Below are 20,712 nucleotides of genomic sequence, written 5' to 3'. Positions count from 1 at the left end.
TTCTAAATGATGATTAAGAAATCGCTTCCGTTAATATTTTTACTTTTTTCTATTTGTACTTTTTCACAAAAAATTATTAAAAAAACAATTGTATCTGACTTTGTAGATTCAAAAAGAACCATAAGAATTTATTTACCAGAAGGTTATGATAAAACTAAAGAGAAAAATTATCCTTTAGCCATTGTTTTAGATGCCGAATATTTATTTGATACTTACGTAGGAAACTCGGTTTTATTTGCTGCTAAAGACAAAGCTCCTGAACAAATTGTTGTAGGAATTGAAATGGCAAAAACACGAAAAATTGACACCTATTTTAATTTAAATAACGAAAATTTAACGACAAATAATAAGAAATTTTATCAATTTATAAAAAATGAAGTGATTTTTGATATTGAAACGAATTATAAAACCTCTCCTTTTATTTCTATTATTGGAGAAGGAACTTCTGCAAATTTAATCGCTCAATTTTTAAGAGAAGAAAAGCCATTTATAAATTCTTACATCTGCATAAATCCTACTTTTTCTGATTTTATTGGAAACCAGCTTCAATCTTTTAACTTAGAAAGATATCAAAAAGAAGATAACACTTTTTACTTTTACACAAACAATTCTAACTCTTTTACTGAGGCTAAACAGCTAAAAATTAAAGAATTGCAAAATGCATTAAGCGGATTAGGTATCAATAATTTTAATATTATTAACGATCACATAGCTACTGCAAGTCCTATTTCTGCAATTGCGGAAGCAATTCCTAGAGCATTAACTAAAACCTTTGAAATTTACTCTGCCATTTCTAAAGAAGAATTCGATACAAAAGTAAAAGACCTCTCTCCTATTGATGCAATTGCGTATTTAGAAAATAAATATCTTGAAATTGAATTTCTCTTTGGAAGTAATTTAGGAATTAGAGAAAGAGATATTTATGCGATTGAAAAAATAATTATCGAAAAAGAAAATGGAGATCAATTATTAAATTTTGGAAAAATGATTCTGAAACTTTTTCCAACTTCACCTTTAGGAGATTATTATTTGGGCAGGTATTATGAAAAAGGAAAAGATATTAGAAGAGCTTTAAAATATTACAAAATTGGATATGGAAAAATGGATCCATCAAACCCAAATGCAGATGCTTTTTATGAAAATATTTTAAGATTGGGCGGACAGTAAATTAGTTGTTTTTCGAAGGAATTCTCCAAGTAATACCTGCTCCTGTAAAAAAACCATCGCTTTCGCCTATTAAAAAATCTAACTGAAAATTATTGTTAACGAGATAATATACTCCAGCATCGAGATTAAACTGAAAGCTGTTTTTTAAAAAGGTGCCAAAAGGTTCTAAAAAAACTCCTGTTTTATCATTAAATGCATATGAAAAATTAAAAATGTAAATTCCGTTATTTACACCGAAATCATTATCAAAATTAATTCCTAAGTTGACAGTGTAAGAAAGTTTTTCAGAAAAAGAACTTCCTAAAATATAAGTTAATTGCGAGTTTTTATTTGTTGCGCCAACATCATAAGAAAACTGTAAACTAGATTTTAAATGAGCTTCTAAATTGCTATTTAAAACATACCTTGCTCCTATTGTTAAAGACTCTAAATCGTCTGCAAATTTATTTCCAGAAAAAATTATTCCTGTATTGAATTCGAACCTTTCTGATAAACCATACCTAAAATATGAGCTTGGATAGAAGTTTGAAGTGCTCTCGAAATAATCGATACCTGCCTGAATTTGAAAAACATTTTTTCCAACAACACTAGAAGACAAGGCTTGCCCTGGCCTGTCTGAAGACAACGACTCTGTAAATTGAGCACTTGCTATCGTTGAGCAAAAAATGAAAACAGCAAAAAATAACTTTTTCATAATTCTATTCTTTTACCAATTCGATTCTATCTTCTTTAATAACAATTCGTTTTTGTTTGTATAAATTACCAATTGCTTTTTTAAATGCTTTTTTACTCATTTTCAAGTGAAAACGAATAGAGTCTGGTGAGCTTTTATCTGTTAGCAATAAAAAACTTTCTTTACTTTCTTTTAATTTACTTAAAACTTTATCGGTGTCGGAATCTATAACATTTCTAAACCCTTGTGGACGAAGAGAAACATCTACTTTACCATCTTCACGAATCTTTTTAATATAGCCAGTCACTTCCATATTTTCTTCCAATTCTTGAAAAACCTCGCTTCTAAAAAGCAACCCTTTAAACTCATTATTAATCAAAACAGTGTATCCCAAACCTGTTTCTTTTTCAATCACTAAATTTACTTTATCTCCTTCTTTAAAGTTGTATTCCACTTTCTTAAAATCGTTTTCTTTTTCGTGTAAATCCATTATTTTATATATTTAAAATAGGCTTTTAAAGTTACATCATTTTCTTCACTTGGCGTACAAATTTCTAATATTTTTGGTCTTTCTGATGCTTCAAAAAAACCTTCTAAACCTTTTTCTACAGTTTCTTTAGAATGTGCTTTTACATATTTAAAATTATGCATTTTAGCCAAATGTTCTGCAGTTAAAGTATGTGGTGTTTCAAAATATTTATGGGCGTTTGTACTTCTGGGTCCTGGAATTATTTTAAAAATTCCACCACCAGAATTATTAATTAAAATAATTCTAAAATTCTTTGGAATGTTTGTATTCCATAACGCATTAGCATCGTAAAAAAAACTTAAATCGCCAGTTATAAAAATTGTTTGCCTTTCGCTTGCAAAAGAAGCTCCAATTGCTGTTGAAGTGCTTCCATCGATACCACTTGTGCCTCTATTACAAAAAACTGTTAGCGACCTTTTTATTGTAAAAAGCTGCGTATATCTTATAATAGAACTGTTGCTTATTTGAAGTTGACCGTTTTTTGGAATGCGGTTTAAAACTTGCTCGAAAACCGAAAAATCGGAATATGGTATGTTCTTAAAATATTTTGCATGCTTCTTTCTTCTATCGTCTCTAATTTTTAACCATTTTGGTTGATAGGTACTTTGTATAGGTTTTATATAATTATTAAAATGAGAAAAAAAATCTACAGGTGTGGTTTGTATAAATTCAGATAAACAAAAAAAGGTGTTGGTTGCTTTTTTAGCATCGATATTCCAATGATGTTTTGGTTGATAATCTCTTAAAAAACGTTTGATTCTTTTCGAAACAATCATACCGCCAAAGGTAATTAAAATATTTGGCTGCAATTCTTTAAACTCGGTATCTTCCATAGAAAAAATTAATTGATCTATAGAATTTACTGCCTTATTATGATGCAAATTTGAAGTAGTTTCTGTTAAAATTAGTACAGAATCATCTTCCGCATATAAATCCATTAAATTGTGCAATTCATTATCAGGATAATTTACACCTACAACAATCATTTTCTTTTCTGCAGAATTCCAGATAGAACTTAATTTTTTATAATCAACTATGTTGTCAGTTCGAGTGCTGTCGTGAACTAATTCTAACCTCTCGACTGCGATCGAGGAGACATTTGGAAAACTAAAATCTTGCAATTTAGAAACCGTCTCATACAAAGGCTCGTCAAAAGGAACATTTATATGCACAGGACCTTGCTGAGAAACAGAAATTTGTAAAGCTTCACCTATTAATTGGGCGTTTCTGGTTTTAAACTTTTCATTTTCTACAAGATTTGCAGAAAATAAAATGTGGTTTTCAAATACATTTTCTTGCCTAATAGTTTGTCCATCACCAATATCAATTAAGTGTTTGGGTCTGTCTGCAGATATTACCACTAAAGGAATGCTGCTATAAAATGCTTCTGCAATTGCTGGATAATAATTTAACAATGCAGAGCCTGAAGTGCATAAAACTGCAACTGGTTTTTTTGTTTGTTGTGCAATGCCCAAAGCAAAAAATGCAGCACAGCGTTCATCTACAACACTTAAGGTTTCTATTTTTGGGTGGTTCGAAAAACCAATCGTTAAAGGTGCATTTCGTGAACCTGGAGAAATTACAACAGTATCAACATTAAATTGCGTACATGCTGAAATTACGATTTGTGCGAGTTCTTTTTTTGGATACATTGTTTTTAAATCTTTTTTAAGATTTAAAAGTTTTTAGTTGTTGCTTTTTAGTTAATAGTAAGTACTAAAAACCAACAAATAAGAACTGATTATAATTTTGCAATTTGCTACTAAACAAGTTTAGCCCTGATTCAAATGACATCCTTTTTTACTGTCACTTCGAGTGATTTTTCTGACGAAGAAAGAAAAATTGTATCGAGAACAGAAGTAAAAAAGATATAATGGAAAGCAGGAAATAGCTTCTTATTATTTTTAAATTTTTATTTTCAGCTTGCTATTTTCCCCTTTGGAGAAATTAAAAGGGGCTTTAGTTTCCTTTTTTATAATCTGCCAAAAACTTTGCCAAACCAATATCTGTTAAAGGGTGTTTTAGCAAACCTTCAATTGCGCTTAAAGGTCCTGTCATAACATCTGCACCAATTTTTGCACAATCTATAACGTGCATTGTATGACGCACAGACGCTGCTAAAATTTCAGTTTCGAAACCATAATTATCATAAATATGACGAATTTCTGCAATTAAGTTCAAACCATCTGTAGAAATATCGTCTAAACGTCCAATAAATGGCGAAACAAAAGTTGCACCTGCTTTTGCTGCCAATAAAGCTTGCCCAGCCGAAAACACTAAAGTAACGTTTGTTTTAATCCCTTTAGACGAAAAATATTTACACGCTTTTACACCATCTTTTATCATGGGTAACTTTACTACAATTTGCGGGTTTAAAGCCGCCAAAGCTTCTCCTTCTTTAACCATACCTTCGAAATCTGTAGCAATTACTTCTGCAGAAACATCGCCATCTACCAACTCACAAATTTCTTTATAATGGTTAATAATATTTCCTTCTCCTGTAATTCCTTCTTTTGCCATTAAAGACGGATTTGTAGTAACTCCATCTAAAATTCCTAAAGCTTGCGCCTCTTTAATTTGTTCTAAATTTGCAGTGTCAATAAAAAATTTCATTTGTTTATGTTTAGTTGTATTTTTTCTATTATTTGGGCGTTCCCTAAAAAGGTCGGGCTTTACGTTATATCTTTTTTTTATGCTGAACTTGTTTCGGTATCTCAATTATTTAGTTTAATTTTTCATTTAAAAGAAATACTGAACAATTTTTAAAAAAAAAAAGGATGCCACTTCAATCCCTAACGCAAGCGTATTTGCCAACAACAAAGATAAGAACAAAAATGATTTTACTTTTAAAAAGGGAATTGATTTATTAGTAGTTTATAAACAATATAAAACCTTAGAAATTAATTTTTGTAAATAGTTTGTCATTTCGAATGAAACGTAGTGAAATTGAGAAATCTTTACTTTGTTAAGATTTCTCCATAAAGTCGAAATAACATTCGTTTGTCATTTCGAAAAAGAACATTTCAGCAACAAACCTAACGCAACAAGACCTCACAGGTTTTAAAAACCTGTGAGGTCTGAAAAAAGTATTTATAACTTATAATGATTCATTAATAACTTCTCGAACCAAGTGTCTGGTAAAATTCGTTTTAAAACAATAGAAAACTTTTCTAAAAATCCGCCTACTTTATAATGAATTTTCGGACTTTTAGTATTGATAATTTTATAGATTTTTTTAGCCATTTCAATAGGATCTTTTCCAGTATTTACATGAGCATCCATTAAATCTAAATTGGCTTTGTAGTTTTCTTTATACACAGAGTTTTTAAAAAGTGGTGTATGGTATCTTCGTGAAATTATATCTGTAGCAAAATCTCCTGGAGCTACATTTACCAAATTAATTCCGTATCTTTTTACCTCCATTCTTATGGCTTCTGTAACCAGTTCTAAAGCTCCTTTAGAAGACGAATAAATTCCTCTAAAAGGCAAACCCATATAGCCAGCAATCGAAGTTGTGTTTATAATTAAGCCCGATTTTTGCTCACGCATGTGTGGCAAAACAGTTTTTATCACATCAATTGCGCCAAAAAAATTGGTATTAAATGCGTTTCGCATTTCGTTAGTTGGGGTTTCTTCAATAGGTCCTGTAACTCCAATTCCTGCATTGTTAACAAGAATATCTATTTTTCCTTCGATATGTATAATAGAATTTATTGCGGTTTTAATGGTTTCTATATTTAAAACATCTAAAGCAATTAATTTAAAGTTGTAGTAATCGATGTTTTTAGGGTTTCTGCTAGTACCATACACTTTAAAGCCTTTTTCTGATAAAAAAGAAGCAATTGCTTTTCCAATTCCAGAAGAAGCACCAGTAACTAAAACAACTTTAGACATATTTTGGTTTCAAATTCAATGTTTAAAATTCAATGTTTGTAGTTGAACTTTAAAGTTTTGCAAATATCTTAAAATATTAATAAAGAAAGGGTAATTTTTATAAGCAAAGTTTATATACAGTTTGTCATCTTGAAAGCATCCTAAGATTTGCTGTTTACTCTTATGTGAGACGCTTTCAGAGTAACAAAACTGGTTGGTAATTTCTGTAATTATTTTTCTGTCCAACTTTACCCACACAGTTTGTCTTCCTGAAAGGATCTCGCGCATCGCTACTCTCTCGCGTTTGAGTCGCTTTTAGCGTGACAACCGAGAAATCAATAAAAAGAAATTTAATCTAAATTTAGGGCATAAAAAATGGCAAGCTATCTACATCACACTGCTACAACCTAATACCCTTGCTGTGTTCCCACCCTGGGGGATTCAAAGGGAGCTAGTTGTGTAGGACTTGCCACTGCAAATTTACAATAGATTTTTATTTTAACAATTAAAAAAACCTTAAATTTTTTGTAACATTTTTAAATCTTTGAATACTAATAAATTGTTGATGTAGTTTTTTAAATAAAAATAAATTTTCGATACTATTTCAACGAAATCAATATATTTGTATCACTAACTAAATTCAGTAAAAAAATGGAAAATCAAGCAAGTAGTAAAAGTATAATTTTAAATTATGGATTATATTACGGTGTTGTATCAGTAATTTTTAGTTTAATAATGTATGCTTTAGGTCAACATTTAGAGCAAGGTATAGCAACATCACTTATAGGTTTTGTTATTATGATTGCTTTTATTGTTTTAGCTACGAAAAAATTTAAATTTGATAATGGAGGTTTTATGTCTTGGGGGCAAGGTGTTAAAATTGGTATAGGTGTAGTTTTAATTGGAGTAATTATTTCAGCAATATACACGTATTTATTTACCTCTTTTATAGAGCCTGAATTCAAAAATCAAATCATAGAAAAATCGATAGTTCAATGGCAAGATGCAGGAATGTCTCAAGATCAAATAGATATTTCTAAACAAATGACGGAAGATTATTTTTACCTATCTTTATTTGGAGGAATGGTAATTGGTGGGCTTGTTTTAGGATTTATCTTTTCTGCAATTACATCTGCAATAATGAAACATTCAGAAGAAGAAACATACTAAAACTTAAAGTTCGTTGTTCCATGTTTAATAAAATAGTAACTTTGAACAATCGATTTAAGAACTCTGAACCTTATATATGGAAATTTCGGTAGTAATACCACTTCTTAACGAAGAAGAATCTTTACAAGAATTACACGATTGGATTGCAAAAGTTATGCAATCCAATCGTTATTTATATGAAATTATTTTTATCGACGATGGTAGTACAGATACTTCTTGGAAGGTTATCGAAAAACTATCAGAAAAAAACAAGTCTGTAAAAGGAATTCGTTTTCAAAAAAACTATGGCAAATCACAAGCCTTAGATGCGGGTTTCGAATTGGCACAAGGAAATGTGGTAATTACAATGGATGCAGACCTACAAGACAATCCAGAAGAAATTCCTGAATTATACAACCTCATTATAAAAGAAAATTTCGACCTTATCTCTGGCTGGAAAAAGAAACGTTACGATAATGTAATTACAAAAAACATTCCTTCGAAATTATTTAATGCGGCAGCAAGAAAAACTTCAGGCTTAAAATTACACGACTTTAATTGTGGTTTAAAAGCCTACAAAAAAGAAGTAATTAAAACCGTAAAAGTAAGTGGAGAAATGCACAGATACATTCCTGTTTTAGCAAAAAACGAAGGTTTTACCAAAATTGGAGAAAAAATAGTGCAACATCAAGCTAGAAAATACGGTGTTACAAAATTCGGGATGGACCGATTTATAAATGGTTTTCTCGATTTAATTACCATTTCTTTTTTATCTAAATTCGGAAAAAGACCCATGCACTTCTTTGGTCTTTGGGGAACTCTTATGTTTCTTTTTGGAACTACAAGTGCATTTTATATTGGTGTTTTAAAATTGTACAAACTCTATAATGGTATTAAAACTATTTTAGTGACCGACAATCCTTGGTTTTACATTGCCCTAACTTCTATGATTTTAGGAACTTTACTATTTTTAGCTGGTTTTATTGGCGAATTAATAATAAAGACCAAAAGCAACGAAAAACACTATTTAATAAAAGAAAAACTCAACTTCTAAAATGTATATTTGTATTTTAGAAGCAAAAACCAACTAAAATGAGCGAAATCTTAGACAAAGCAAAACAGTGGCTATCTGCCACGTTTGATGCAGAAACGCAAGCCGAAATTAAACAATTAATAAAATCTAACTCCCCAGATTTAGCAGACCGCTTCTATAAAGATATGGAGTTTGGAACTGGTGGAATGCGTGGAGTTATGGGCGCAGGAACCAATAGAATTAATAAATATACCTTAGGTAGAGCCACCCAAGGTTTGTCTAATTATTTAAATAAAAACGTACAAAAAGAACAACTTAAAGTAGCTATTGCTTACGATTGTAGGCATAATAGTAAAAAGTTCGCTAAAATTGTTGCAAATGTTTTATCTGCAAACAAAATAAAAGTTTTTCTTTTCGAAAATTTACGTCCAACACCAGAGTTGTCTTTTGCAGTTCGCCATTTAAATTGCGATGCTGGTATTGTATTAACAGCTTCTCACAATCCACCAGAATACAATGGTTACAAAGTTTATTGGGCAGATGGTGGGCAAATTGTTCCTCCACACGATAGTGGTATTATTAATGAAGTAAATTCGTTAGATTTTTCGGAAATTAAATTTGAAGCGAATGAAAATTTAATTGAATTTATTGGTAAAAAAGTAGATGATGCTTTTATTGAAGCTTCTGTAAAAAACGGAAAACTTTCTAACAATATAAATCGTAAAAACTTAAAAATAGTTTTTACTTCTTTACATGGAACTTCTATCGTTTCTGTACCAAATGCTTTAGAAAAAGCAGGTTATACAGATGTGCATATTGTAGAAGAACAAAAAGAACCAAATGGCGATTTTCCAACCGTAAAATCACCAAATCCAGAAGAACCAGAAGCCTTAAAAATAGCAACTGATTTGGCCAATAAAATAGGTGCAGATATTGTGATTGGTACAGACCCAGATTGTGATAGATTAGGAGTTGCTGTAAGAGATTTAGAAGGCAACATAAAACTGATGAACGGAAACCAAACCATGGTGGTTATGACAGAGTTTTTGTTACGAAAATGGAAAGAAGAAGGCAAAATTAACGGAAAACAATTTGTAGGGTCAACCATCGTTTCAACAGAATTAGTAAATGATTTAGCTACAAATTATAACGTAGAAACCAAAGTTGGTTTAACAGGTTTTAAATGGATTGCTAAAATGGTGCGTGATTTTCCTGAACTTGATTTTATTGGTGGTGGAGAAGAAAGTTTTGGATACATGGTAGGCGATTTCGTAAGAGATAAAGATGCAGTAACTGCAACGCTTTTAGCTTGTGAAGTTGCGGCTCTAGCAAAACAAAATGGTAGTTCTTTTTATGAAGAATTATTAGACATTTACGTAAATAACCGTTTTTACAAAGAACATTTAATTTCGATTACCAAAAAGGGAATGGATGGTGCTGCCGAAATTCAGCAAATGTTAAGTGACATGCGTAACAACCCTTTAACTGAAATAGATGGAGAAAAAATAGAAACGCTTACAGATTACGATGCTTCTATTCGAAAAAACCTAATTACTGGAAAAGAAACAACAATCGATTTGCCAAAGTCGAATGTTTTAATTTATCAAACAGAAAAAGGAACCAGAATTGCTGCAAGACCAAGTGGCACTGAACCAAAAATTAAGTTTTATTTTAGTGTAAATGCTTCGTTAGATGCTAAGGAAAATGCAGCAAAAATAGAAACTAAATTAGATGCCAAAATTCAACGAATTATTAAAGAAATGAAACTGAATTAATGGGTTATTTTAAAGACATTTTAAAGTACGAAAAAAAGTATAGAAAGTTTACTGTCTTAAACATTCTCTTTAATATTCTATATGCGATTTTTAATGTTCTTTCTGTTTTAGCCTTTATTCCTGTCTTAAGAATTCTTTTTGAGACCGATAAAAAAGTAACAAGCAAACCAACCTACGAAGGAATTACTAAAATAGGCACCTTTTTAAAAGAAAATTTTTATCATTTTATTTCTCAAAAAATCGAAACTAATGGAGAAATAAACACCTTATTATTTATTTGTTTACTAGCATTATCTTTATTTTTTCTTAAAAATTTATTTCGCTATTTAGCCTCTTATGTAATTACATTTTTAAGAACAGGAATTGTAAAAGATTTGCGCGATAAATTATACAGTAAAATTATAGAATTGCCAATTGCTTATTTTTCAGAAAAAAGAAAAGGAGATATTATTGCAAGAATGACCTCTGACGTGCAAGAAGTAGAAAATTCTATTTTAACATCTATAGAAGTGATGGTAAGAGAACCATTAACTGTTGTAATTTCTATAAGTATTATGCTATTTATGAGTGTAAAATTAACACTTTTTGTGTTTATTTTACTACCCGTTTCTGGTTTTATAATTTCTTCTATCAGTAAAAAATTAAAAGCAAATTCTGTAAAAGCTCAAAAAGAAACCGGAAATTTTTTATCGTTTATTGAAGAAACCCTAACGGGTTTAAGAATTATAAAAGGTTTTAATGCCGAAAATGTAATTGAAAAGAAATTTAACAACTCTACAAATAGTTTTAAGCAATTAATGACGAGTGTTTTCCATAGACAGTCTTTAGCATCTCCAATGAGTGAATTTTTAGGATCTGCCACCATAATTGCCATTCTGTGGTATGGAGGTACCGAAGTTTTATCGAAAACAAGTGCACTACAACCCGATGAATTTATGGGATATATTGTGTTGTTTTATACGGTTTTAAATCCGATTAAATTAATTACCACTACTTTTTATAATATCCAAAAAGGCGAAGCTTCTGCAGAAAGAATTATGAGTGTTTTAAATACCGAAAACAGTATTAAAGACAAACCAAATGCTATTGTAAAACAGAACTTTACAGATAAAATTGAGTTTAAAAACATTTCTTTTAAATACAAAAAAGAGTATGTTTTAAAAGACTTTTCTTTAACCATTAATAAAGGAGAAACTGTTGCTTTGGTGGGCCAATCTGGAAGTGGAAAATCGACCTTAGCCAATTTAATTACCCGTTTTTATGATGTAAATAAAGGCGAAATCTTTATCGATGGCGAAAATATTAAAAACATCACTAAAAAATCTTTACGAGATTTAATGGGCATTGTTTCTCAAGACTCAATTTTATTTAATGATACGATTGAAAACAATATTAAATTAGGAGCACAAAATGCAACAGAAGCACAAATTTTAGAAGCCTCTAAAATTGCAAATGCCTATGAATTTATAAAAGATTTACCAGAGCAATTTCATAATAATATTGGAGATAGTGGAAATACCATTTCTGGCGGACAAAAACAACGTTTGTCTATTGCGAGAGCGGTTTTAAAAAATCCACCCATTATGATTCTTGATGAAGCCACTTCTGCCCTAGACACAGAGTCTGAACAATTGGTACAAGTTGCTTTGGAAAAAATGATGCAAAACAGAACTTCTTTAGTAATTGCACACAGGTTATCAACGATACAAAAAGCAGATAAAATCGTAGTAATGAAAAAAGGAAAAATTGTAGAACAAGGTAAACATGAAGATTTATTAGCCGCAAAAGGCGAATATTTTAAATTGGTTACGATGCAAAGTTTAACCTAATCGTATATAGCGTTCCAATGAAGTTAGATCTTATAATTCCTCTAAAATCCAATTTACTCTCACTTGCTATTAATAACACCATTCCTTCTTTAATAAAAAATATTTCTTTTAATAACATTTACATCGTTACTAAAAAAGATAATTTCGAAGCTATAAAAAATGCTCTTGGAAATACTGTTATTTGCTTAGATGAGAATAAAATTTTAGATGGATTAATTTTAAATAATATCCAAGAATATTTTAAAAAAAGAAATGTAGATTATAATAGAGCTGGCTGGTATTTTCAACAATTTCTAAAATTAAGTATTTCTAAATTAAATTTTATAACAAATCTATATTTGGTCTGGGATGCAGATGCAGTCGCTTTAAAGCCTATTCAATTTATTTCAAAAGACGATAAAGTTTTCTTAGAGAAAACAAAAGAACATCATAAACCTTATTTTATAACTTTAGAAAAACTTATCGGATTAAAAAAGCAAGTAAATTTTTCTTTTATAGCAGAATATTTAGTGTTCGATAAAGAAATCGTAAAAGAAATGTTGCTGAAAATTTCCAAAAATAAAAATTGGTGGTTTGATGTTTTAGATAAAATCGATTCAGTAAATTTAGAAAAAAGTGGATTTAGTGAATACGAAACTTATGGTAATTATGTTTCAAAGTTTTATAAAGAACGTTTTATAATAAGAAATCTTAATAAAACAAGAAAAGGAGTCAGATTTCTTGGAAAACAACCAAGTGAAAAAGGGTTAAAATTATTTTCCTATGTCTATGATTACATGTCTTTCGAACAATGGCATAAAAAATACACCCCTTTACCAATTAGAGTAGTAGCAATCTTTTTTTCTTTATTTATTGGAATTATAAAAAAATCTAAAAGCTCTTCTAAAACTTTAATCTCTTTTTAACCCCAATTCCTTTCCTTTTTCAATCATAAAATCGTAACAGGCTTTGTGTTCATTAGGAATTTTTCCATCTAAAATCGCTTCTTTAATCGCTTCTTTTATTTGACCAATTTCTCTACAAGGTTTTAAGTTGAAAGCTGTCATAATTTCTTCACCCGAAATGGGTGGTTGAAAATTGCGTACTCTATCTCTTTCTTCTACCTCTTTTATTTTAGTACGAACCAACTCAAAATTTTGATGATAGCGCTTAAATTTCTTTGGGTTTTTTGTGGTAATATCTGCTTCGCAAAGCGTCATTAAAGAATCGATATCTTCGCCAGCATCAAAAATTAAACGCCTTACTGCAGAATCTGTAACTTCACTTGCCAATACAATGGGTCTCGAACTTAGCAACACCATTTTTTGAACAAATTTCATTTTGTTATTCAATGGCATTTTTAAACGTTTAAATATTTTGTAAACCATTTTAGAACCCACAAATTCGTGGGCATGGAAAGTCCATCCTACTTTTTTACTGAATTTTTTAGTGGGTGCTTTTCCAATATCGTGCAATAAAGCTGCCCAACGTAGCCAAACATTGTCGGTGTTTTTAGCAATATTATCTACCACTTCGAACGTGTGGTAAAAATTGTCTTTATGTTTTTGCCCTTCTACTTCCTCTACTCCTTTTAAAGCGACAATCTCTGGAAGAATTTGATGTAATAAACGCGTTTTATACAACAATAAAAACCCAATAGAAGGTTTAGGAGAAGCTAATATTTTATGTAGCTCATCTACAATTCGTTCGCGCGTAATTATTTTTAACCTCTCAGAATTTTTAGAAATTGCTTTTAGCGAATGTTTTTCGATTTTAAAATGCAGTTGCGTTGCAAAACGAATGGCACGCATCATTCTTAAAGGATCATCTGAATACGTAATATCTGGATCTAGAGGTGTTCTAATAATTTTGTTTTCTAAATCTTCTATTCCGTTAAACGGATCTAACAATTCTCCAAAATTGGTTTCATTTAAACTTAAAGCCAATGCATTTATGGTAAAATCTCGCCTATTTTGGTCGTCTTGCAATGTTCCTTCAGTAACTTCAGGGTTTCTACTTTCTTCTGAATAAGATTCTTTTCTGGCACCCACAAACTCTATTTCAATATCTTTAAAACGCAACATTGCAGTTCCGTAAGTTTTAAAAACCTGTACTTTGGGTTTGTTTGGCAATAACGAAGAAACTTTTAAGGCCAAATCAATTCCACTGCCAACTGCAACAACATCTATGTCTTTTGCATTTCCTCTTTTTAACAAAAAATCACGTACAAAACCACCAATAACGTAGCTTTCTATAGCTAATTGTTTAGAGGCTTTTGAAATGATTGTGAAAATTTCTGAAGATATGGCTTCTTTGTAATTCATAATTATTAAAAAGTGATGGCAAATTTATTGTTTATATTCCTTTAAACATAAAATTGATGAAAGAAAATTATAAGAACATTTGTACTTTTGTTTTTATCTTTTAAAAGATTCTATTAAAAATGATAATTGTTAGAATTCTTGGTGGTTTAGGAAATCAGATGTTTCAATATGCATATGCAAAAGCATTAGAACAGCAAGGTTGTACTGTAAAATTAGATGTTTCTGCTTTTAAAAAATACAAATTACATGGTGGTTATCATTTAGACAAATATAAAATTGATTTAAAATATGCCTCGAACTTTACTAATTTAATGTCAAAAATCACTTTTTTTCAGCATAAAAAAGAAAAAAGCTTATTATTTGACGCTTCTTTAAAATCTTTAAAAGGAAACAAATATGTAAAGGGATATTTCCAAACAGAAAAATATTTTTCAGAAATAAGAACTATTTTATTAGAGCAATTTACAATTATTGATGAACTTTCTACATCAACAAAAAACTATAAGAAACAGATTTTAGAAGCGAATACAAGTTGTTCTTTACATATTCGAAGAGGAGATTACGTTTCCGATAAAAAAGCAAATACCGTTCATGGAACTTGTAGTTTAGACTACTATGAAAAAGCCATTAAATTGATTAAAAAAGAGCATAAAGAAGTACATTTTTTTATTTTTTCTGATGATATTTCTTGGACGAAAGAAAACTTAACATTAGAAAACGCTATTTATATCGATCATAAAACAATTCCTCACGAAGACATGTATTTAATGAGTATCTGCAACCATAATATTACTGCGAATAGTAGTTTTTCTTGGTGGGGAGCTTGGTTAAATACATTTGAAAACAAAACAATAATTGCTCCAAAACAATGGTTTGTAAATAAAGAAAATGAAATTGCCTGCGAAAATTGGATAAAAATATGAGTTCTTACAAAGTATATTACATCAATTTAGACAAAAGTCTGGAGCGCAGGAGTTTTATGGAAAATCAATTTAAAAAATTGAATGTTCCATTAACGAGAATGCCAGCAGTTTATGGAAAAGAATTGTCACAAGATTTTTTAAAAAAAGCGAAAAACCAACACAATATTTTAACACATTACCCATATTTAAATGATGGCGAAATCGGTTTAACAAAAACATATTTCGATTTATGGAAAATAATCGCCACTCAAAAAGAAGATTTTGCGTTGGTTTTAGAAGATGATGCTTTATTAACAGAAGATTTTTTTACAGATTTAAGTGCACTTTTAAAATCAATTTCTAAGAACGATTTTTTAGATATTTCTGGTAGAAAAGGTTTTTTTAAGTTAAAATCAGATTTATTAACAAGTACTTTTTTAATTCCTTCATTACAAACAACAGGACAAATTATTGGTAAAAAAGCCGCTGAAACACTTTCTAAAAACTTAACTACATACTATTCTCCTATCGATGTTTTAAAACAAGATGTTTTTAAACATAAAACGCCTGTTTTAACTACCAATAAAAGGTATGTAAGTAGTAATGATAAAAATGTGGGTGGAACTACGATTCAGCAAAAGAAAATGCCAAAGTTCAAGAAAATATTGAGAGAAGTTATTCGACCTTTTTGGCAATTAATCACGTTAATTACATATAAAACGTATCGATTTATTGGTAATTACTTTTTTTATAAAAAAACTAACTTTCTTTAATTCCCTTATTTAAAAGCCACAACTTTATATACCTCGTTAGCACAGAATACGCTAAAGTTTTTGCTAAAATAATTCCTGCAAAACCGTCTAAAAATCCCAATCGAATTATATAATGAATAAAAAATCTCGCAGGAGGTTTTACAAGAATATGAAACAACCCTACTTTTTTACCTTGTTTGTGTAAATCTTTTGCTTTTAAAGAAGCATAATGATGAATTTTGGCGATAAAATGATCGTAACTTCTGTACCCAAAATGATTTATTTTATGTTTAAAAAAACCTAATTTACCAGTCGTTTTAATGGTTTCGTGAACAACACCTATATATTTGCAGTGCTCTTTTAAAAATAAACGAACTACTTTATCTCTTTGCCAACCACAATAATTTATTTTTTCTCCTGCAAAATAAAAAGTTCTTCGAACGTAAAAACCAACAAATTTATGGGGATTTTGTACAGCCTCTAAAATTTCTTTTTCAACTTTTGGAGTTACTCTTTCGTCTGCATCTAAAACATAAATCCAGGGATGTTTCGCTTGCTCGATGGCAAAGTTTTTTTGAGAAGAAAAATCATCAAACTTTCGTTTGATGATTTTTACATTGTATTTTTCTGCAATCTCGACAGTTTTGTCTGTGCTAAAAGAATCGATAACTATAATTTCATCAGCAAAACCAACAGATTTTATTGCATCTTTTATATGAATTTCTTCATTTAGTGTGGGTATAATTGCCGAAATTTTTGTCATAGCTTATTAAAACTCTTAAACTGCAACGTCGTATTCGCGTAAGGCGTCGTTTAAAGAGGTTTTCTTATTTGTGCTTTCTTTTCTTTTTCCAATAATTAACGCACAAGGAACGTTAAATTCTCCTGCCGCAAATTTCTTTGTATAGCTTCCTGGAATTACTACAGATCTTGCAGGAACTCTTCCTTTCATTTCTACAGGCTCGTCTCCAGTTACGTCTATAATTTTTGTACTCATTGTTAATACCACATTGGCACCTAAAACAGCCTCTTTTTCTACTCTAACACCTTCTACAACAATGCATCTAGAGCCAATAAATGCGCCATCTTCTATAATTACTGGAGCTGCTTGTAATGGTTCTAAAACACCACCAATTCCTACACCTCCAGAAAGATGAACATTCTTACCAATTTGTGCACAAGAACCTACTGTAGCCCATGTATCTACCATGGTTCCTTCATCTACATAAGCCCCAATATTTACATAGCTTGGCATTAAAATGGTACCAGCAGAAATGTAAGCTCCATGTCTTGCAACAGCATTTGGCACCACTCTAACTCCTCTTTCTGCAAAATTTTTCTTTAACGGAATTTTATCATGATATTCAAAAATACCTGCCTCTAAAGTTTCCATTTTCTGAATTGGGAAATACAAAACAACTGCTTTTTTTACCCATTCGTTTACTTGCCAGCCTTCTGCTGTTGGTTCTGCAACTCTTAATTCTCCTTTATCTAATAAATCAACTACTTTTCTAATAGCATCTATGGTGTTTTGCTCTTTAAGTAAATTGCGATTTTCCCAAGCCAATTCTATAATTTCTCTAATTTCTTTCATGGTAATAAATTAATTTCTGCAAATATAAATCTATCTGTAAAAACGAAAAGCGAAGATACATTTTTTAAACAGATATTTTTGGTTTGTTAAAATCTGTACTTTATTCATTTAAAAGTTTGGTAAGAGCATTGTTCATTCTTTCTTCATCTGAATTTAATTTTGTTCTTCCTTTTAAACCTTTTATATATAAGTTTGGTAAATGGTGAATTAAATTGTCTTTGAATTCTGAAATGCAGATTAATTTTTTCATGCCTCCAAAATCATAAACATCTGTATTTACTTTACACTTTAAGCTATATTTATAGGGCTCTTTAATGGGTTTGCCTACTTTTTTTCTTAAAGAATTTACCAAATTGTTAATTAAATAAGAAGGTTTATACCTAATTAATTTATTAAAATTGATGTTTTCTCCTACTTTTTCTAACTGTTTTTTGGTTAATATAAAAGTAGCTTGGTGTGTATTGTTAAAATATGCAAATTGCTTACCACCATGAGCTTCTACAGAATTAAAATCCCAATCAAAATGGCTATGATAACCTACGTAAAAAATACCTTCTGTGCTTTTTTCTATTTGTATTAGACCTGAGACTCTATTTTCTGGGAGAATTTTGCTGTACTCTATATGTTTATCTACATGAGATTCTAAAAACAGATGGTCATTTTCACCATAAATAAAAACGTCAAAATCATCTTTTCTTTTCCAAATTTCTGCTCTACACGTTAATGGTAAAAGTTGGTAATTGTTTAATTTTACAACATTTACTACGTCAATGCCTTTAATATTTAAAGAGATATTAGATTGTACAATAACAGTTACTTGGTATTTTTTAAAATTTTTTAATTCTCTTACAACTTCCTCTAAATAATCAAGTTGTTCGTCACCAAAATTCACCAAAACTGCTAATAGTTTCATAATTAAAATTTTATACAAAAAAAAATAAAAGCCTTATAATAACCTAATTTTTAGATTTATTTATTTTTGAAATTTTAAAAGTATCTTTACCAAAAAATTATTAATGTCAAGAATTTTAGCCATAGATTTTGGAAAAAAAAGAACAGGAATTGCAGTTACAGACGAAATGCAAATAATTGCTTCTGGTTTAACTACGGTCGATACTTCCGAATTAATTCCGTTTTTAAAAAATTATATTCAAAAAGAAAAAGTAAGTCTTTTTTTGGTAGGAGAACCAAAGCAAATGAACAATTCCGAAAGCGAAAGCGAAGCCTTAATTCTTCCTTTTTTAAAAAAATTAAAACAACAAATTCCTTCAATTCCAGTAACAAGAGTAGATGAACGTTTTACCTCTAAAATGGCGTTTCAAACAATAATTGATAGTGGAATGAAGAAAAAACAACGCAAAAATAAAGCCTTAGTAGATAAAATTAGTGCCACAATTATTTTGCAATCGTATTTATATAGCAAATAATTTTATACAACCTACAATCTTCGTACTTTTGCATTCTTTAAAAAATTAAGAAAATGATTTTACCAATTGTTGCTTACGGAGATCCTATTTTAAGAAAAGTAGCTGTAAAGATAGAACCAGACTATAAAGATTTAGACAAATTAATCACCAATATGAAGGAAACCATGTACAATGCTTCTGGTGTTGGTTTGGCGGCTCCACAAATTGGCAAAGCCATTCGTTTATTTATTATAGATGCTTCGCCTTTTTCGGAAGACGAAGATTTATCTGAAAAAGAAAGAGAAACATTAAAAAACTTTAATAAAGTATTTATCAATGCTCAAATTTTAGAAGAAGAAGGTGATCAATGGGCATTTAACGAAGGTTGTTTAAGCATCCCAGATGTTCGTGAAGATGTTTTTCGACAGCCAAAAATAATCATTCAATATCAAGATGAAAACTTTAACACACACACCGAAACTCTAGACGGTTTGGCAGCAAGAGTTTTTCAGCACGAATACGATCATATCGAAGGAATTTTGTTTACAGACAAATTATCTTCATTAAAAAAAAGAATTATTAAAAAGAAATTAGACAATATTTCTAAAGGAAAAATTAACGTAGAATATCGAATGCGTTTTCCGAACTTAAAAAAAGGTAAATAAAAAAATTATGACTGTTTAAGCGCAGTCGAGAACTATAGGTTTTCGATAAAACCAACCTCTCTACTGCGCTCAAGGAGCCATTTCAAAAAATATACATATGGAATTTAGTAAAATTATATCAGTTACAGGTAAACCTGGTTTATACCAAGTAATTTCGCAATCTAAAAATGCAATTATTGTTGAGTCATTAACAGATAAAAAAAGATTGGCAATTAACGCTACACAAAACGTAAGTTTGTTAGAAAACATTGCCATTTATACCTATGAAGAAGATTTACCTTTATTAGATGTTTTTAAAGCAATGCATACAAAAACGGAAGGTAAAGAAGCAATTTCTCACAAAGAAAGTGCTAAAAAACTAGAAGCTTTTTTTGCAGAAGTTTTACCAAATTATGATGATGAAAGAGTTTACACTTCAAACATTAAAAAGGTAATTCAGTGGTATAACTTATTGGTAAAATCTGGTATGGATTTTTCTAAAACTGAAGAAACTTCTGAAGAAATAAAAGCAGAATAATTCTCAGCAAACAATTTCAGTTTTTAGCTTAGAAAAGCTACTAATTGTTACTTCAATAAAAAAATGAATACAAGAAAACAGCAATTAGCCGCTTTTAATCGTTTGTTAGATATCATGGACGAGCTTCGTGAACAATGTCCTTGGGACAAAAAACAAACCCTAGAAAGCTTACGTCATTTAACTATCGAAGAAACTTACGAATTAGCGGATGCTATTCTTAACAACGATTTACCAGAAATAAAAAAAGAATTAGGTGACCTTTTATTGCACATTGTTTTTTATGCAAAAATAGGAAGCGAGAAAAAAGCCTTTGATATTGCAGATGTTGCGAACTCTATTTCAGATAAATTAGTCTCTAGGCATCCACATATTTATGGTGATGTAAAAGTTGAAAATGAAGAAGATGTAAAACGAAATTGGGAACAACTAAAACTAAAAGAGGGCAAAGATTCTGTTTTAGAAGGTGTCCCAAAAAGTTTACCAGCAGTTGTTAAAGCAAGTAGAATTCAAGAAAAAGTAGCTGGTGTTGGTTTCGATTGGGAAAA

General features: G+C 30.0%; 21 protein-coding genes and 1 other RNA gene (1 of these 22 only partly in view). 12 read left to right on the top strand and 10 right to left on the bottom strand.

Annotation, left to right across the window (positions count from 1 at the left end):
• Positions 1–6: 6 nt before the first annotated feature.
• The gene (locus JL193_RS15600) at positions 7–1,167 is read left to right on the top strand and encodes an alpha/beta hydrolase-fold protein (RefSeq protein ID WP_243456779.1); all 1,161 of its coding nucleotides are present in this window, start codon (positions 7–9) and stop codon (positions 1,165–1,167) included.
• 1 nt (position 1,168) lies between these two features.
• Here JL193_RS15600 and JL193_RS15595 read toward each other — a convergent pair whose 3' ends face one another.
• The 6 genes from JL193_RS15595 to ffs form a co-directional block, all read right to left on the bottom strand.
• Positions 1,169–1,861: a transporter gene (locus tag JL193_RS15595; RefSeq protein WP_207971651.1), complete on the bottom strand. Its 693-nt coding sequence runs from the start codon at positions 1,859–1,861 to the stop codon at positions 1,169–1,171.
• A 4-nt stretch (positions 1,862–1,865) separates the two neighbouring features.
• A complete protein-coding gene (locus tag JL193_RS15590; protein WP_207971650.1) occupies positions 1,866–2,330 on the bottom strand; it encodes a S1 RNA-binding domain-containing protein in 465 nt (154 codons plus the stop codon).
• Positions 2,330–4,021, bottom strand: coding sequence for a 2-succinyl-5-enolpyruvyl-6-hydroxy-3-cyclohexene-1-carboxylic-acid synthase (gene menD / locus JL193_RS15585; protein WP_207971649.1), 1,692 nt, complete (start codon positions 4,019–4,021; stop codon positions 2,330–2,332). The genes JL193_RS15590 and menD overlap by 1 nt, the downstream gene beginning before the upstream one ends.
• Before the next feature lie 307 nt (positions 4,022–4,328).
• On the bottom strand, positions 4,329–4,982 hold the full coding sequence (gene fsa / locus JL193_RS15580) for a fructose-6-phosphate aldolase (protein WP_207971648.1): 654 nt from the start codon (positions 4,980–4,982) through the stop codon (positions 4,329–4,331).
• A 477-nt stretch (positions 4,983–5,459) separates the two neighbouring features.
• Entirely contained in the window at positions 5,460–6,263 is an 804-nt protein-coding gene (locus JL193_RS15575; RefSeq protein ID WP_207971647.1) for an SDR family oxidoreductase, read from the bottom strand.
• A gap of 352 nt (positions 6,264–6,615) precedes the next feature.
• An RNA gene (gene ffs / locus JL193_RS15570) (signal recognition particle sRNA small type) lies at positions 6,616–6,714 on the bottom strand.
• Between the two features lie 179 nt (positions 6,715–6,893).
• On the opposite strand from ffs, the gene JL193_RS15565 reads away from it, so the two are divergent.
• The 5 genes from JL193_RS15565 to JL193_RS15545 all read left to right on the top strand — a co-directional run bounded on the left by JL193_RS15565 (position 6,894) and on the right by JL193_RS15545 (position 12,933).
• Positions 6,894–7,412, top strand: coding sequence for a DUF4199 domain-containing protein (locus JL193_RS15565; protein ID WP_207971646.1), 519 nt, complete (start codon positions 6,894–6,896; stop codon positions 7,410–7,412).
• 76 nt (positions 7,413–7,488) lie between these two features.
• Positions 7,489–8,445, top strand: coding sequence for a glycosyltransferase family 2 protein (locus tag JL193_RS15560; RefSeq protein ID WP_207971645.1), 957 nt, complete (start codon positions 7,489–7,491; stop codon positions 8,443–8,445).
• Between the two features lie 38 nt (positions 8,446–8,483).
• Positions 8,484–10,199: a phospho-sugar mutase gene (locus tag JL193_RS15555; RefSeq protein ID WP_207971644.1), complete on the top strand. Its 1,716-nt coding sequence runs from the start codon at positions 8,484–8,486 to the stop codon at positions 10,197–10,199.
• Entirely contained in the window at positions 10,199–12,028 is a 1,830-nt protein-coding gene (locus JL193_RS15550) for an ABC transporter ATP-binding protein (RefSeq protein ID WP_207971643.1), read from the top strand. Before JL193_RS15555 ends, JL193_RS15550 begins: the two co-directional genes overlap by 1 nt.
• A gap of 17 nt (positions 12,029–12,045) precedes the next feature.
• Positions 12,046–12,933: a DUF6492 family protein gene (locus tag JL193_RS15545; protein WP_207971642.1), complete on the top strand. Its 888-nt coding sequence runs from the start codon at positions 12,046–12,048 to the stop codon at positions 12,931–12,933.
• Here the strand turns inward: JL193_RS15545 and JL193_RS15540 are convergent.
• Complete coding sequence (locus JL193_RS15540) at positions 12,919–14,331, bottom strand: CCA tRNA nucleotidyltransferase (RefSeq protein WP_207971641.1); 1,413 nt, start codon at positions 14,329–14,331, stop codon at positions 12,919–12,921. The genes JL193_RS15545 and JL193_RS15540 overlap by 15 nt on opposite strands.
• 119 nt (positions 14,332–14,450) lie before the next feature.
• Here JL193_RS15540 and JL193_RS15535 point away from each other — a divergent pair, with 119 nt between their 5' ends.
• Positions 14,451–15,254, top strand: coding sequence for an alpha-1,2-fucosyltransferase (locus JL193_RS15535; protein WP_207971640.1), 804 nt, complete (start codon positions 14,451–14,453; stop codon positions 15,252–15,254).
• The gene (locus tag JL193_RS15530; protein ID WP_243456778.1) at positions 15,251–16,006 is read left to right on the top strand and encodes a glycosyltransferase family 25 protein; all 756 of its coding nucleotides are present in this window, start codon (positions 15,251–15,253) and stop codon (positions 16,004–16,006) included. Before JL193_RS15535 ends, JL193_RS15530 begins: the two co-directional genes overlap by 4 nt.
• Here JL193_RS15530 and JL193_RS15525 read toward each other — a convergent pair.
• The 3 genes from JL193_RS15525 to JL193_RS15515 form a co-directional block, all read right to left on the bottom strand.
• Entirely contained in the window at positions 15,993–16,748 is a 756-nt protein-coding gene (locus JL193_RS15525) for a glycosyltransferase family 2 protein (RefSeq protein WP_207971638.1), read from the bottom strand. The genes JL193_RS15530 and JL193_RS15525 overlap by 14 nt on opposite strands.
• Positions 16,749–16,763: 15 nt before the next feature.
• Positions 16,764–17,579 carry a 2,3,4,5-tetrahydropyridine-2,6-dicarboxylate N-succinyltransferase gene (locus JL193_RS15520; RefSeq protein ID WP_207971637.1) on the bottom strand — a complete coding sequence of 272 codons (816 nt, stop codon included), beginning with the start codon at positions 17,577–17,579 and terminating at the stop codon, positions 16,764–16,766.
• A gap of 100 nt (positions 17,580–17,679) precedes the next feature.
• Positions 17,680–18,492: a hypothetical protein gene (locus tag JL193_RS15515; RefSeq protein ID WP_207971636.1), complete on the bottom strand. Its 813-nt coding sequence runs from the start codon at positions 18,490–18,492 to the stop codon at positions 17,680–17,682.
• A gap of 103 nt (positions 18,493–18,595) precedes the next feature.
• Between JL193_RS15515 and ruvX the strand changes: the two genes are divergently transcribed.
• The 4 genes from ruvX to mazG all read left to right on the top strand — a co-directional run.
• Complete coding sequence (gene ruvX, locus JL193_RS15510) at positions 18,596–19,006, top strand: Holliday junction resolvase RuvX (RefSeq protein ID WP_207971635.1); 411 nt, start codon at positions 18,596–18,598, stop codon at positions 19,004–19,006.
• Between the two features lie 53 nt (positions 19,007–19,059).
• The gene (def, locus tag JL193_RS15505; protein ID WP_207971634.1) at positions 19,060–19,650 is read left to right on the top strand and encodes a peptide deformylase; all 591 of its coding nucleotides are present in this window, start codon (positions 19,060–19,062) and stop codon (positions 19,648–19,650) included.
• Positions 19,651–19,747: 97 nt separating this feature from the next.
• Positions 19,748–20,167, top strand: a complete 420-nt coding sequence (locus JL193_RS15500; protein ID WP_207971633.1) for a DUF5606 family protein — start codon at positions 19,748–19,750, stop codon at positions 20,165–20,167.
• 63 nt (positions 20,168–20,230) lie between these two features.
• On the top strand, positions 20,231–20,712 hold the 5' portion of the coding sequence (gene mazG, locus JL193_RS15495) for a nucleoside triphosphate pyrophosphohydrolase (protein ID WP_207971632.1). 298 nt of this gene lie beyond the right edge of the window; 482 of the gene's 780 nt are visible here — the first part of the coding sequence; it begins with the start codon at positions 20,231–20,233; its stop codon lies off the right edge, out of view.

Source organism: Polaribacter batillariae (assembly GCF_017498485.1).
GTDB classification, from domain to species: domain Bacteria; phylum Bacteroidota; class Bacteroidia; order Flavobacteriales; family Flavobacteriaceae; genus Polaribacter; species Polaribacter batillariae.
The sequence above is the reverse complement of the archived record's forward strand: the minus strand, read 5'-3'. Positions and strand labels throughout refer to the sequence as shown.